Origin of the sequence: Oxynema aestuarii AP17, from assembly GCF_012295525.1 — a bacterium.
Classification (GTDB): Bacteria; Cyanobacteriota; Cyanobacteriia; order Cyanobacteriales; family Laspinemataceae; genus Oxynema; species Oxynema aestuarii.
On sequence record NZ_CP051167.1, the window covers coordinates 6,208,080 to 6,222,084 of the forward strand.

A 14,005-nucleotide genomic window follows, 5' to 3' on the forward strand; every position below is an offset into this window, starting at 1 on the left:
TTTTACTCCTGAGTGCTTTGATTGCGAGCGACGAGCGGTTCTTCTGAAAATTCGCCGAGATCGACAGAATTTAAAAGTTGCTGCCAGCGTTCGGCCAAGTTAGAATCTTCGGGATTTTCTTGACGCAGTTGCGCTAAACTGGCCAAAGCTTCGTGCCAAATCCCGTTTCTAGCATAAATAGACGGAATTTCGTCGGGCTGGGCATCCTCTAAAGCTGCCGTCAGTTCCATAGTCGCTTCCGTGCGTTCGATCCAGCCATCGACAAACAAATCGCCACTGCGATCGTTCGGATCGCAAATCGTGACTAAATACCAGTGGTACATTTCCCCAGTTTTCAGCGCTTCGACGTTTTCTGACGGAAGTTGCAAGCTCACAATTCCGGATTTGACGGGGGCTGCAAACGTCGTTTGATAGATGACTTCTTCGTCATTTTTGTCGAGTAAGGTAAATTCTAGGGTTTGTTCCGAGGCGCCCGGAACGTACCAGAAGAAGGTCGGATGTTCCGATACGGTGAGCGCTAAGAATTTTTCGGGAATCAAAGGCGTCAGTGTCTTTGCCCCTTCTTCATAGTTACCGCAGCCTCGGGTTCCCCCTTCAGCCGTTGCTGGCGGTGCCCCCCGGTTCGGTGGCGAAAAGGCTTCGCTGACCAACCAACTGTCGGACGGTCCCGGGCGAGTATTGACCGACTGCGCTTGTGCTGGCAAGATTGAAGACGCTGCCAGTGGGATCGTTAACAGTACCCCGATCGGAATCTGGGCGATCTTTTTGATTGAACGTTTCCGAATCATGATTGTCACTCTCTTCCTGAAGAAAATACAGGTGGAGCTATCCGGCCAAAAGCCTCCAGAATCTGGATTTTGGCATGAGGACACCCCCTTATATACTCAGTCTAATCGATCCAACTCTTGAGTCGCCAGTGGCTTATTTTTACTGCTCTAAAAGTAATTAGACGTTCGTAAAAACATTAAAGTTTCATAAAATTGATGGCGTTTAAGTTCGTGCAAAGGCGATCGCGCGATACCAGGGGTTATATGGTGGAGCCAATTTCGAGCCAATTTTGAGCTAATTTCGAGCAGATTTTGAATGGGCACGGTGCGATCGCCGAGGGACTTGTTCCCAGTAGAAATGACCCGTTCACTTGCTCGACCGTTCTACCTTCCGAGAAGCAACGGCTCAATTGTCTATCGAATGCGAACGAGGTTGATGGTTTAAGGGGAATTCGATCGGAACGCTGGCTGGGCGCGATCGCCCATAATATTCATTTGCCAAGCAGAAATCGCCGTGCAACCGAGCCCAACCGACCGCCAAAATCGAGCCAAAACTCCCACGATTTCGATGGGGTGGCTGGCTAAATTGGTCGCCCTTCTTGCCTTAGTTAATTTCCTTTTAGGACTGTTTAATTTAACTTACATTCCCCTACGAGATTTTTATATCAAACACGTCCCCGATCTCGTCATCTTTTACGATCCGATGAAAGGGATCGAACCCCATCGCGACACGCAAACTTATCTGAAAACAGTCGATTTGTTGACGGAAGAATTGACAGGCGATCGCTCCGATTCTGGCTCCGATAAAATCGAACTCTTATTCGCTTCTCTCCGGCAGCAAACGGTCAAATTAATTGAAGAAAATCCCTTTGCCGTTCCCTCAAGACTTCCCAGTTTTGCCAAAATTCAACGCGAAATTGAAGATCGGATGAACGTGGACTCGGCAAAAGTTGCCTTCGCACAATTCTGGACGCGCCAGCATTTCAACCAAGCCGGATCCCTGCAAGAACTACAATTTTTTGACCGCCGCATCCGTCCCTTAATGGACGCCAATTATTTTCGCAACGTCGATGTTTACGGGCAATTCATCGATGAATTTTGGCGGGTCGATATCTTTTTCATGGCCTTTTTTGCCGTCGAATTCTTCACCCGTACCTTTTTCCGCTATCGCCGCGAAACCGATCTCAAGTGGTTTGACGCGGTCTTGCGGCGCTGGTACGACATCTTTTTATTTGTTCCATTTTGGCGCTGGTTGCGGGTGATTCCGGTCCTGGTACGCTTGCAACAAACGCAATTAGTGGACTTCCGGCGCGCTTTAGTGCAGATGACCCGCGAACCGGGGGCGCAATTGGCCGATCGCCTCGCCAAATTTGCTATGGTACGCTGGATCGACCAAATGCAGTCAGCCGTTGCCACTGGCGAACTGGCGCGCGCTTTACTGTCGCCACAACCTTACATCGCCGTCAACGAGGTCAACGAAATCCAAGCGATCGGCGATCGCCTCTTGGAATTGACCATTTACAAAGTTTTACCCCGCGTCCAACCGGAAATCGAAGAGTTACTCCACTACAGCATCGAAAGTGCCTTAAAAGATTCCGATTTTTATCAAACCTTGCAAAATATTCCCGGAATCGGCACCTTACCGGAAGACACGATCGAAACCCTCGCCAACAACCTCGCCGACACCACGATTAAAGTCTTAGCCAATTCCTACAGCGATCTGGAAGGTCGGGCAATTTTCGAGACCCTTTCCAAACAGTTCGGCGCTTCTTTACGGGAAGAACTGCGCGCCAAAGCCACTCGCGCCGAACTCGAAAGCCTCTTGCAAGACTTATTAGAAGAACTGAAATTAAATTACGTGGTCAAATCCACCGAAACCAGTCCCGAAGCGATTCTCGACGAAGTAGAGCAAATGGATCGCATGGCGGAAAATTCCTCTCTTCCCGGCGCGATGACGACCCCTTCCACCAGGCGATCGCGCGATCGCCCCTCCAACTCGGACGATCTCGATCTTTAATGGGCCTCAATGGGCGTCGCCACCGACGACCACATTGCGAATCCGCAAACTCGGACCGCCACAACCGACGGGTAAGCCACTTTGTCCGCCTTTTCCACAACCGCCGGACTCGTCCCAATAAAAATCATCGCCGATCGCCTCGATATCGGCCAGGGTACTGAACACGTTCCCGGAAAGGGTGACATCGCGCACGGGTTCGGCTAATTTCCCGTTGCGAATCATCCACGCTTCCCCAGCGCTGAAGGTAAACATTTCGCCGTTGGTCATCCCCCCGAGCCAGTTGCGGGCGTAAACTCCTTTTTTAATGTCGGTAAACAGGTCTTTGACCGGGGTACTACCCCGTTCGATCCAGGTGTTGGTCATGCGAACCAGGGGCGGATATTGATAGTTGAGACAGCGCGCGTTTCCGGTGGGGGCTTCTCCTAATTTGCCTGCGGTTTCGCGCGAGTGCAGCCGTCCGGCTAAAATTCCATCTTTAATCAGTTGGGTGGTGGTGGCGGGGGTGCCTTCGTCGTCGTAGAAGTAGCTGCCGCGATGTCCCGGCGGGGCGGCGCCATCGAAAATTTGTAATTCCGGCGGACCGAAACGGCGTCCGAGAGTCATTACTTCGAGTAAGTCGGGATTTTCGTAAGCCATATCGGCTTCGGAGAGATGCCCGAAGGCTTCGTGAACGAACAGTCCGGTGAGGATCGGATCGATGACGACGGTGTAGGTGTTACCTCGGGCGGTGGGCAAACTGAGGGCGTCTACGGCGCGTTGGGCGGCGCCGCGCACTTGGTCGTCGAGGGCGGTGAGGTCTTGGTAAGCTTTGCGCGATCCGGTGGTTTCTCGTCCGGTTTGCACGGTTTCGCCATTGCGGGCGGTGGCGGCGAAGCGCATTTCCATGTCTACCCAGGATTGATCGATCGCCGTTCCTTCGGAGGTGAACAGGAGGATGCGTTGGGCGCTATCGGCGTAGCGGACGGAGGTGGTGGCAATCCGAGGATCGACGCCGCGCAAAATGGCGGTGTAGCGATCGCACAGGGCTTTTTTGTCGGCGAGGGGGATTTGGCGCGGGTGAATGCCACTGATGGGCATCTGGCAGGTGTCGCGGATGGCTTCAATGGGGGCGAGTAAGGTTTCTTCTTCGCCGACTAGGCGGGCGGCGGCGATCGCCTCTTCGACGCGATCGCTCAAACTCCCTAGGTGATTGAAGCTGGCAAATCCCCACCCTCCTCGATAACAGGCCCGGACTTGTCCGCCAATGGCTACCCCTTCGCTGAGGGTTTCAATTTTGTCTCCCCGTAAAAAAATATCGGTTCCTTCGGATTCTTCCAGACGAATCGCCAAGTAATCGACGCGGGAGGAGTAGCGCGCGATCAGATCGTCTAGTAAGTTTTTGGCATCGGCTATCGAGGTAGACATGAGAAGGGGTAGCACTCGACGGGATCGAGTCTATTTTCTTACAAAATGTCCTTTTTTGCTCCCCCGTTCGGGGACGATCGCCCGGGAACGCTCCCCGGGATGGGGATCTTGGTAACTCCTGATGTCGTCGGCTTCTTTCAGCGATCGCGTAAAAATTCGGCGATCGCGCCGAGGGGTAAGATGCGGCGGGCGGCGTCGATTTCGGCGGCGGCTTTGGGCATTCCGTAGACGACACAATCTTCTCGGGATTGGGCGATCGTGTACCAACCGCGATCGCGCAGTTGTTTTAAACCCTCGGCCCCGTCTCGACCCATTCCCGTCAGCAAAATTCCCACTCCCATCGCGGGCCAATGTTGAGCGAGACTGGCGAACAATACGTCCGCCGAGGGACAGTAAGGACAATTGAGGGGTTCGCGACGGTAGTTTAGGGTCAGGTCGGCGCCGACGATCGCGTGTTTGGGCTGCCCCGCAATGTAGACTTTACCCGGTTCGATCGCCTGTCCGGACTTCAGCATGACGACGGTCAACGGGGTGCGATCGTCTAACCAGCGAATTAGTCCCGGGGCGAATTGTGCCTCGATATGCTGGACGACGACGATCGCCGCGCGAAATGTTTTGGGTAATTGTGAGAGGATCGTGGAGATCGCCTGGGGACCTCCGGTAGAGGCGGCGATCGCGACTAGAGGCGGCAGCAGATCGGAACGAACGACCGTTGCGCGGCTTCTTCCCGTCCCCGGACGGGCGATCTCGCAAGCACTCGGCATTTTTCCTAGCAGTTTGGCGATCGTGGCGATTTTCTCCAACAGGGCGATCGCGCCGGGAGAATCTTCCGAGGTCGCCAAACTTGGCATTTTGACCACGTCGAGCGCCCCGTGACCCATCGCCGCAAACACTTGTGAGACATTCGTGTCGATACTCGCCGTAACGATTAATACCGCACAAGAAAACTGCCGGACGATTTGCGCCGTCGCCTCTACCCCATTGAGGACGGGCATCTGCAAATCCATTAAAATCAAATCCGGTCGCTTTTGCGAACATTTCGCGACCGCCTCCGATCCGTTGCCAGCAATCCAAATAATTTCATAGTGTGGTACTTTACCCACAATGCGGCGTAAGGCTTCTACCGCTAGCACCATATCGTTGACGATCGCTATTTTCATTGACTGGAAAGGACGGGGCGATCGTTATTGTAGTCGAGGGAGTGAGAAGAGAGTAGGGTCGTCTCTCCCGATTCCCCATTCCCAATTCCCTCGGAGACTGTTTATAAAATAAACATCAACAGCCCGGTTTGAGAGGAGGCAATTGCCGGGACATCAAACGATAGATGGCTGCCTTCTCGTTACCCCAACTCTCTCGAAGTTTCTCTTGTGTCCTGTAGGGGTTTGGTGACCAAACCCCTACTACAGCAGTTTTCGCTGTTGGGCGGTACATTTCGATCCCCCTAAATCCCCCTTTCAAAGGGGGATTTAGGGGGATTTTTAAGGGGGGTTGGGGGGATATTTGCCTCTTGTCCCCCATGACCGCGCCAATTGCTGTAATTTTTTTTAATATTTTCTCGATCGACCATCTCTAAATCTAAAATCTCTCTTCCCCCGATCCTCCAATCGTGTCGATGACGGCATTAACAAAAGTGTTGTCGTGAAAACTGCTTTTAGTTAAATAATAATTGGCGCCGACTTCCAAACCTAAAAGCCGATCTTCTTCTCGTTCCTTATACGAAACAATAATTACCGGGATCGATTGAATTTGAGGATGGGATTTCATTTGTGAAACTAATTCAATGCCATTCATGCGGGGCATATCGACATCGGTAATCACTAAATCGTAAGCCTCTGAGATTAGGGCATTCCAGGCATCGACGCCGTTGACGGCGACATCGACGCGATAACCGCGATTTTCTAATAGTTTGCGTTCCATTTCGCGAACGGTAATCGAATCGTCAACGACTAAAATATGTTTGCAAACAGATTCGGCAATCGTTGACGGTTCGCGGTTGAAACTATTGAATTCTCCGCTAGCGAGTACTCCGCTAGCGAGTAAGGTTTCGATGGAGCGTAATAAATCTTCGACATCGACAATTAAGAGGGGGGAACCGTCTTCCATTAAAGCGGCAGCACTGATATCGCGGATTTTGCCGAGGCGCGGATCGAGGGGTTTGACGACGATATCCCGTTCGCCGATCGCGCGATCGACGACTAAACCGTAAGTGTGGGATCCGGTGCCGATAGAAATAACATCGAGTTCTTGCCGATTTGCGTGAGGGGCGATCGCACGATTCGAGTCCAATTCTAAAACGCGATCGGCGCCGATCAAACTAATATTTTGGCCGTTGAGATGGATATATTGCCGATTTTCAACCCAAGAAATCTCTGAGGGAGCAATCCGTAAAATACAGTTAATTCGGGTGAGGGGAAAAGCATAAGGTTCCCCGGCAATTTCGACAAGTAAAGTACGAATAACCGATAACGTTAACGGTAATTGAAACTGAAAACTCAAGCCGCCGTCGGGATTGGCAAAGGCTTTTAACGATCCGGAAACCTGTTGCACCATTGTTTTCGCCACGTCTAAACCGACGCCGCGACCGGAAATTTCCGTGACTTCTCGGGCGGAAGAAAAGCCGGGTAAAAATAGAAATTCGATCAGTTCGTTTTCGCTTAACTGGCGCGACATTTCCGGGGTGACCAGTTCTTTTTCGACGATACTGCGGCGCAATTGCTCGAAATCGAGACCGCGTCCGTCGTCGGAGACGAGGATCGAGAGCATTCCGGCGCGATGGGTGGCTTCGAGGCGAATCCGTCCTTCGGGGGTTTTCCCTTTTGCCAACCGTTCCTCCGGCGGTTCGATCCCGTGGTCGATCGCGTTGCGAAGCAGTTGGGTTAAGGGAGCTTGCAGTTTGTCGAGGATATCGCGATCGATGGGGGTGGATTGACCGATAATGTCTAATTTGACTTGTTTGCCGAGATCTTTGGCTAAATCGCGGACGGCGCGGGGAAAATTGGCGGTTCCTTCGCGAAAGGGACGCATTTGGGCGGCGATCGCCTCGCGGTAAAGTCGATCGCACAGGCTGGAAAAGCGACCGGAGAAGCGATCGAGTTCTTCGAGGCGATCGTTTAAGGTGTCGCTGCACTGGTGGGCTTGTTCTCGGGCGCTGACGAGGGCTTCGCGGTTGATGCCCCCGTGACGATCGCGATCGCAGCTTGTCTCTAATTGCTCTAACAGTTGGCACAGTTCGAGTTGGCGGGTTTTCAGTTGCAGTAGAGAGTTGGCAAAGGGCTGCAGCCAGTTGGACTCGATCAGGGATTCTCCCGCCAATCCCATCAAGCGGTTGAGATTGTCCGCACTCAAGCGCACGACCCGTTCCCCCGTCGCCGTCGCGGAATCGTTGGTTGGCTTCGTTTCGACGGTTTCAGCGTCGATCGCGCCCCCTGGGGTGCTTTCTGGCGGGGCGATCGCCGCTTCCGACTCGTTCAAAATTGCGGCAATTTGCGCTTCTTGTCGTTCGATCTCTCCCTGACGGTCCGCCAACCAGCGATCGAACTCGTTTTCGTCCACCTGACTCATGGCGAGCAACAAATCGCCCCCCGCGAGGAGGCGATCGATCGCTGCCGAATCGAGGGCGATCTGTCCTTTCTGTACGGCGACGAGGCAATCTTCTAGGACGTGGGCGATTCGCACCGCCGGATCGACTTGCACGATCCGGGCTGCCCCTTTGATCGAATGGGCCGCCCGGGCGATCGCGGCGAGGGCTTCGCGATTTTCGTCTAATTCTTCTAGTTTTAAAAGATTTTCCGTTAAAACCTGCACTTGGGTCTCGACTTCCATGCGAAATAAATCGCGCATGGACATCTGGCTCAAATCTCGGTTCTGTTCGCTCATAGCATTCTGTGGGCGATCGCTTCAAATAAGAGGCGATCGTCTAAATAATTGACTTTGCGATCGTGCCAGTTGACGATCGCCCGGGTGTAACTGTGGCTGGCGCAGGCGATCGCGGCGGGGGTGGTTTCCAATTGAACGGCGCAGGTGCGATGAATCCCGTAAATTTCATCGACGGGAAACACCCACAAGCCGCGATCGCTCTCGACGACGACCAAACGCGGATAAATCGCCAACCCTTCGCGATCGGAGATCTCGCAAGAGTGCAACTGCAACACGGCGTTGAGGGACACACACGGCAGCAATTCACCGCGAATGTTGACCAACCCTAAAAATAAGTCGTCGCTGCGGTGGGGAACCGTGCGGATCGTTCGGGGAGTGGCGATTTCGTGCAGTAACTCGGCCCGCAATGCCAGCCATTCCCCCCCCAACCGGAAAATCGCGATTCTGCTTGGCAGAGGCACTCCCGTCGCCCCGATCGCCGTATCCCGTTCCTCTGGCGCGACGGTCGGCGCCTGTTCTTCCGTCGATCTTGGTTCTGACTCAGATTGCCACCCTTCCCCCGCCAGCGATCGCGTCCACTCCTCAACATAGTCATCCGCAGGCGGGCGATCGAACAGTTGGCGCCCCCCTTGTGAATAAATGGGGCAGTTATGGCAGTGAATGACGCGATCGAGTTCTTGACACGAGCGATCGCCATCGATACCAATTATTTTCCAGCAATTCTCCATGAAGGGATTTTAGAGTTTTTTAGAGTTTTTTAGATTGAGGGAATTGGGAACGACCCGCCTACTCCCTACTTTTCGTTCCCCCTTCCCCCTTCACCCCGACAACTTAAACCGCGCGATCTCCCCTTGCAAACCTCGCGCCGCATCGTTCAACTGTTCGATCGCCCGATTCGTATCGCTCAATGCTTGGGCCGTTTGACCGGACGCTTCGCTTAACTGCACCATTGCCGCACTGATTTGACGGGCGCCTTCCGACTGTCCCTCCATTCCTTGACTGACCGATTCAAAACGGGGGGTCAAACTTTGCACTCGTTCGATAATTTCGCTCATTTGGGCGCCGATGACTTGGATATTTTCCACGGCCCGGGCGACTTCTTTGGTGAATTTATCCATTTCCATCACACCCGTGGAAACGGCGGATTGCATATCTTTAACCATTTGCTCGATATCGAGGGTGGCGATCGCCGTACTGTCCGCCAGACGACGAATTTCGCGGGCGACCACGGCAAAACCACTGCCGTATTCTCCTGCTTTTTCCGCTTCGATCGCCGCGTTGAGGGAGAGCAAGTTCGTGCGATCGGCCACTTTAGTAATGGTCGTTACAATCCCGTCGATCCGATTGGCTTTTTCGCCGATCGCGCCGAGTTTGGCGGCGATCGAACTGGTTCCTTGCGAAAGTTGTCGCATCGTTTCTTCCATTCCCAATAAGTCTTGCTGACCGTTTCCGGCGGCGATCGTGGTTTGATGCGAAAGTTCTTTCACTTGTTCCATGGTCACGACTAATTCCGAGGCGGTGGCTGCAATTTGTTTCGCCGTGGCAACGACTTGATTGGTCGAAGCAACTTGTTGAGTGACCGTAGCTTCTAACTGTTTCCCCGAGGCGGCGATTTGAGTAGTAGAACTGGTAATTTGAATCCCGGAATGTTGGACTTGTCGGATCAGAGAATTGAGTTTGCGCGTCATGTTATAAAATGCACTTTGCAATCTGCCGATTTCGTCGGGAGAATCACTCACTCGTACTGATGTTGTCAAATCTCCTTCGGCAATTCTTTCGGCCACTCTGACAATGCTAATAATTTTATTGCCGAGGGGTTTGGCGATCGTCCGACTGAAATACCAGCCTAAAATTATGGCCGTGAGCGGTCCGATCAGCATCCCGAGAACTGCCCAAGACCGGGTTTGTGCGATCTCTGCGCTGGCATCTTCACTGACTTGTTCGACTAAATCTTCGTTGAGCGATAAAATGTTGTCCAAAATTTCTTCAGTTTTATGAAACGCGGGTTCGACTTCATCGATATGAAATTGATTCAAGCGATCGAGTACTTCATTGGCTGCTCGCAATTTCACCATTTCCGGAGAATTTTCTTGGTTATTGGCAATCAGTTCGGCGATTTTCAATCCCGGCGCTCTGGGTAACCCGTAAGCTTGATATTCTTCATGAATTTCAAGAAACTGTCGGTCGGCGTTTTTCCACTGTTGCAAAACGAGCAGGAAATCTTGAAAAATTTCTTGTTGTCTTTCGGGGATTTCTAAGTTTTGGTATTGTTCCAATCCTTCATTAATTTGTTGGTAAGCCCGTTCGATCCGGTCTAATTCTTCTTTGCGGATGGCTGCATCGAGTCGCGGATTGGTGAGGTTTCTTTCTGAGGATTGAATTTGGGTTTGTCCTTCGTTGACTTTCCATAAGGATAAAACGGCGGGCGAGGCGGTATCGGTGAGCAAACTGAGGCGATCGCTCAACCGATGGTTACCCATCCAACCGAATAAGGCAACGATGAAAATAATCAATCCCATAAATGTAAATGCTGCAATCATTCTCGATTGCAAAGACATTCGTTCCAACATATTCATTGGCAGAAATAATTTGAAGACAAATAAAAATTACAGCCTCCAAAATGGAGGATGGCTTGGCTTGAGCGTCGGCGTGCGATCGCACCCCTGTAAACCAGCGATGGGCTAAATTACCGATCGCAGCCATTGACGCAACAGTCAGTTTCCCGAGGAACGGCGATCGCCCATCAGAATATTACCTTTCCCTTACTCAATCAAATCCCTCTACTTGGCAATTTTCGATCTTAGCAATTCACCCAGAAATAAAAACTGCGATCCCTTCAGTGCTTTCACGGAAACGATCTCGTGAGAATACACCTTATCGTTTTGAGAAAGTTAATGATTTTACTTAAGATTCTAGCAATCGATCGATTCTTTGACGCAATAACATTGCTTTACGAACATTTCCCCGTTTTTCCGCCAAAAGCTTTAAGTGAACGAGGGCTTCGTAGGAGTGCGGCGATAGATAAAGCGCTTTCTCAAAACAGCGTTCTGCCTCGTCTTCGCATCGTCGGGAGGTATGAATTTCGCCGCAGAGTAGGTAAGCTTCGGCACTGGTCGGCTCTTGTTTTAAGTAGCTCAAGCACAAATTGAGAGCGGTTTCTAAGTCTCCCGCATTGGCAAGATCGCGAATGCTCGATAGGGACTGGGGTTGAGGTTTGGGGAGGTTCGACGAGGGGGGACGGGTGAAGCGATCGCCCGATTTTAGCGGGGCTGAGGGGCGCCGTGGCGGGGTCGCCTGCGAACGCGCGGTTGTCGTTGGTGGCGGTGGTTTGACGTCGTGGCGGTCTACTCGGCGATACGCGAAGCACAAGGGTTCGCGAAGGGGGGCGAAACGAGGGGCGTGACTGGAGACGATCGCCGTTTCCGACGAACCGACGAATAACAGCCCTTCCGGTAAGGTGAGCGCTTCTAAAACCTGTAGTAGGCGAAGACGGGCACTTTGATGGAGATAAATCAGTAAATTGCGGCAGAAAATAACGTGATAAGGGGTTTGACGGTATTGAAATAAAGGTTCGAGGGGATTACTTCGGTAAAATTGCACCCGATCGCCGATCGCCGCCGCCAGTTGGTAGCCGTCGGCGGTTTTTTCAAAGTAACGATCGCGCAGGTCGAAGGACTGACCGCGAAAGGCGCGATCGCTGTAAGTCCTTCGGCGCGCCCGATCGATCGCCCCTTGACTCAGATCGATCGCCTCGATCGTAAAACGTTCTCGACTCAACCCCGCTTCGCATAAAGCGATCGCGATCGAGTAGGGTTCTTCTCCGGTGGAACAGGGTAAGCTGAGCAGCCGCAAAGCTTCCCCGGACGGGCGATCGCGCCATTGCCTGCGGGCGTAGTGTTGGAGACCGTCGAAGGCGTGGCGATCGCGGAAAAACCAGGTTTCCGGAACCACCAGCAGTTCGATCAAGGCTTGCCATTCCTGGCGCGAATGTTGCAACTGTTGCCAGTAGGTCGGCAGATCGGCGATCGCGCCGTCGCGCATCCGTCGGGCGATCGCGCGATCGAGGCTGGTATCGCCCAAGGTGGCGAGATCCCAACCGAGTTGTTGACCGAGTAATGCGGCGACGCGATCGCGGATCGAAGCGCTCATCGGTTCGAGTCGTCGAACAGGGCTGCGATCGCCGGATCGCACAACAGGCGATCGACCCTCAACGGTCGCACCGTACCGCGATCGCACAGGATCGTCTGTTCCAGATACGGCACCTGTTCCAGGTGAATCGGGCGATCGACCCATCGGGCCTCTTTCGGAACGGACCAGGTTTCCGTCACTTTGGGGGCGATCGCCCCTAACAGGCGTCCCCGGGTCGAAGGGGATTCGACCTCCAGCACGATCGTCCGACTGCTGTATGCTACCGGGGTAGGCGTTCCTTGCAACAATTGCGCCAGATCGAGCACGGCCACGATCGTACCGCGATAGTTGAACGATCCGGCCACGAATTCGGGGGCTTGGTGAATCTTACTCACGTTGACTCTCGGAATCACTTCCACCACCGAGGCGCAGTCGATCCCGTACTGCTCGCCACCCACCCGGAAGAGTAACAGCATCATCAGGATTGTTCTTCTTTTTCTTTGAGCAGTAATTCTTCTTTTGAATCCGACCAATAGGCGCTATAAGTCCACGTTTCTCGCCCGTTTTTCTGTTCTACCGACCATCGGAAAATTGCCGCCTTGGGATCGACGCCTACTTCAATTAATTTCGCTCCCATATAATATTCCATTTGCCGTTTTTTCATGTCTTTAAACCCGGAAGCGCGGTTGCTTTCCCAAGATTGAGACATGTGTGCTTGGGTTGGTCTCGCCATCGTTGAAACTGTCTTTTCTCCTTGAAGTCGAATTAGTTTACCCCGTGTTTTTCGCCAATGACTGCATAGTTCAATACGAAAAAGCGAGGGGTTTTAAACTCATTCAAAACTCCATCATTATATCGCCATTTGTCAAGATTCCCTGTCTTTTGCCGATCGCCACAGCCGATCGCGGTTTAAATGGGCGATCGCTGGGTTGAGAACGGGGAAATGTCTAAAATACACATAAAATCTGAAAATACCCGCAATTTTAACCAAAAATACCGTTTTTTCACCCGGCGATCGTCGAGGGGCGATCGCGATCGTGTGTCCGCTCCCCGTAAAAGGGGAATAATTGCACAGAACCGAGTTTTCAACCACCGATCCATGCACGATCTCTACTCCCTCGAAACCCAACTCGACGACTGGAATGCCGTCATTCGCTCCCATCCGCGCGACCCCAAAGCCTATCTCGGACGGGGGATGATTTACTTTAAACTCGCCCGGATTGAAGCCTCCCTCGCCGACTTCGATCGCGCCGAAAAGCTCGACCCCAAACTCTCACCTTACCTGTGGCAGCGCGGTCTTTCTTTATACTATGTCGAAGACTTCGAGGGCGGCGCCCGACAATTCGAGTCCGGTCTGACCGTCAATCCCGCCGATGTCGAAGAAACCACCTGGCGTTACTTGTGTTTGGCGCGCCTCCACGGCCCCCAATTCGCCCGCGAGTCCCTGCTTCCCGTGGGCCGCGACCCGCGCCCCTTCATGCACCGGATTTACGCCCTCTATGCCGGGAAGCAAACCCCCGCCGACTTGCTCGCCGCCAGCGAAGGCGAAGACTCTCGCAGCCAATTTTACACCCAGCTTTACCTCGGACTCTATTATGAAGTCCACGACGACGGCGATCGCGCCCGCCGTTATATTATTAGTGCTACCCGCAATTATATGCAAAGAGAATATATGTGGTACCTTGCCTGCGTCCACCAGCAACTGCGGGGCTGGACTTCTGAGTAGGAAAAGGTCAAAATTCAGCAGGAGGGAATCGAATCGAGGCGATCGCGCCGACTCCCTCCAGTATCGACCCGACTTTCCAGGGAAATA

General features: G+C 52.8%; 12 protein-coding genes. 2 read left to right on the plus strand and 10 right to left on the minus strand.

Features of this window, described 5'->3' with window-relative positions; all coding sequences use genetic code 11:
• Positions 1 to 2: 2 nt before the first annotated feature.
• A complete protein-coding gene (locus HCG48_RS24800; protein WP_168571567.1) occupies positions 3 to 788 on the minus strand; it encodes a DUF928 domain-containing protein in 786 nt (261 codons plus the stop codon).
• A 493-nt stretch (positions 789 to 1,281) separates the two neighbouring features.
• Between HCG48_RS24800 and HCG48_RS24805 the strand changes: the two genes are divergently transcribed.
• On the plus strand, positions 1,282 to 2,784 hold the full coding sequence (locus HCG48_RS24805) for a hypothetical protein (protein WP_168571568.1): 1,503 nt from the start codon (positions 1,282 to 1,284) through the stop codon (positions 2,782 to 2,784).
• A 6-nt stretch (positions 2,785 to 2,790) separates the two neighbouring features.
• On the opposite strand, the gene HCG48_RS24810 is transcribed toward HCG48_RS24805, so the two are convergent.
• From HCG48_RS24810 to HCG48_RS24850, 9 genes are all read right to left on the minus strand, one after another.
• Positions 2,791 to 4,188 (minus strand): TldD/PmbA family protein, encoded by a 1,398-nt coding sequence (locus HCG48_RS24810; protein ID WP_168571569.1) that lies wholly within the window; start codon positions 4,186 to 4,188, stop codon positions 2,791 to 2,793.
• Positions 4,189 to 4,325: 137 nt separating this feature from the next.
• On the minus strand, positions 4,326 to 5,348 hold the full coding sequence (cheB, locus tag HCG48_RS24815) for a chemotaxis-specific protein-glutamate methyltransferase CheB (RefSeq protein ID WP_168571570.1): 1,023 nt from the start codon (positions 5,346 to 5,348) through the stop codon (positions 4,326 to 4,328).
• 415 nt (positions 5,349 to 5,763) lie between these two features.
• On the minus strand, positions 5,764 to 8,064 hold the full coding sequence (locus HCG48_RS24820; protein WP_168571571.1) for a hybrid sensor histidine kinase/response regulator: 2,301 nt from the start codon (positions 8,062 to 8,064) through the stop codon (positions 5,764 to 5,766).
• Positions 8,061 to 8,792, minus strand: a complete 732-nt coding sequence (locus HCG48_RS24825; protein WP_168571572.1) for a chemotaxis protein CheW — start codon at positions 8,790 to 8,792, stop codon at positions 8,061 to 8,063. The genes HCG48_RS24820 and HCG48_RS24825 overlap by 4 nt, the downstream gene beginning before the upstream one ends.
• Before the next feature lie 90 nt (positions 8,793 to 8,882).
• The gene (locus HCG48_RS24830) at positions 8,883 to 10,640 is read right to left on the minus strand and encodes a methyl-accepting chemotaxis protein (RefSeq protein ID WP_320415758.1); all 1,758 of its coding nucleotides are present in this window, start codon (positions 10,638 to 10,640) and stop codon (positions 8,883 to 8,885) included.
• 328 nt (positions 10,641 to 10,968) lie between these two features.
• Complete coding sequence (locus HCG48_RS24835; protein ID WP_168571573.1) at positions 10,969 to 12,213, minus strand: CheR family methyltransferase; 1,245 nt, start codon at positions 12,211 to 12,213, stop codon at positions 10,969 to 10,971.
• On the minus strand, positions 12,210 to 12,671 hold the full coding sequence (locus HCG48_RS24840; RefSeq protein WP_168571574.1) for a chemotaxis protein CheW: 462 nt from the start codon (positions 12,669 to 12,671) through the stop codon (positions 12,210 to 12,212). The genes HCG48_RS24835 and HCG48_RS24840 overlap by 4 nt, the downstream gene beginning before the upstream one ends.
• Complete coding sequence (locus HCG48_RS24845) at positions 12,671 to 12,901, minus strand: hypothetical protein (protein ID WP_246259753.1); 231 nt, start codon at positions 12,899 to 12,901, stop codon at positions 12,671 to 12,673. The genes HCG48_RS24840 and HCG48_RS24845 overlap by 1 nt, the downstream gene beginning before the upstream one ends.
• Positions 12,902 to 13,101: 200 nt before the next feature.
• Positions 13,102 to 13,293 carry a hypothetical protein gene (locus tag HCG48_RS24850; RefSeq protein WP_168571576.1) on the minus strand — a complete coding sequence of 64 codons (192 nt, stop codon included), beginning with the start codon at positions 13,291 to 13,293 and terminating at the stop codon, positions 13,102 to 13,104.
• Here HCG48_RS24850 and HCG48_RS24855 point away from each other — a divergent pair.
• Entirely contained in the window at positions 13,292 to 13,918 is a 627-nt protein-coding gene (locus tag HCG48_RS24855; protein ID WP_168571577.1) for a tetratricopeptide repeat protein, read from the plus strand. The two genes, HCG48_RS24850 and HCG48_RS24855, sit on opposite strands and share 2 nt — an antisense overlap.
• The last annotated feature ends 87 nt before the right edge of the window (positions 13,919 to 14,005 follow it).

Bases quoted from the DNA above. Each gene is read 5' to 3' on its own strand.
- HCG48_RS24800 (WP_168571567.1), bottom strand. From the start codon at position 788: ATGATTCGGAAACGTTCAATCAAAAAGATCGCCCAGATTCCGATCGGG.
- HCG48_RS24810 (WP_168571569.1), bottom strand. From the start codon at position 4,188: ATGTCTACCTCGATAGCCGATGCCAAAAACTTACTAGACGATCTGATC.
- cheB (WP_168571570.1), bottom strand. From the start codon at position 5,348: ATGAAAATAGCGATCGTCAACGATATGGTGCTAGCGGTAGAAGCCTTA.
- HCG48_RS24820 (WP_168571571.1), bottom strand. From the start codon at position 8,064: ATGAGCGAACAGAACCGAGATTTGAGCCAGATGTCCATGCGCGATTTA.
- HCG48_RS24825 (WP_168571572.1), bottom strand. From the start codon at position 8,792: ATGGAGAATTGCTGGAAAATAATTGGTATCGATGGCGATCGCTCGTGT.
- HCG48_RS24830 (WP_320415758.1), bottom strand. From the start codon at position 10,640: ATGAATATGTTGGAACGAATGTCTTTGCAATCGAGAATGATTGCAGCA.
- HCG48_RS24835 (WP_168571573.1), bottom strand. From the start codon at position 12,213: ATGAGCGCTTCGATCCGCGATCGCGTCGCCGCATTACTCGGTCAACAA.
- HCG48_RS24840 (WP_168571574.1), bottom strand. From the start codon at position 12,671: ATGATGCTGTTACTCTTCCGGGTGGGTGGCGAGCAGTACGGGATCGAC.
- HCG48_RS24845 (WP_246259753.1), bottom strand. From the start codon at position 12,901: ATGTCTCAATCTTGGGAAAGCAACCGCGCTTCCGGGTTTAAAGACATG.
- HCG48_RS24855 (WP_168571577.1), top strand. From the start codon at position 13,292: ATGCACGATCTCTACTCCCTCGAAACCCAACTCGACGACTGGAATGCC.
- HCG48_RS24850 (WP_168571576.1), bottom strand. From the start codon at position 13,293: ATGGATCGGTGGTTGAAAACTCGGTTCTGTGCAATTATTCCCCTTTTA.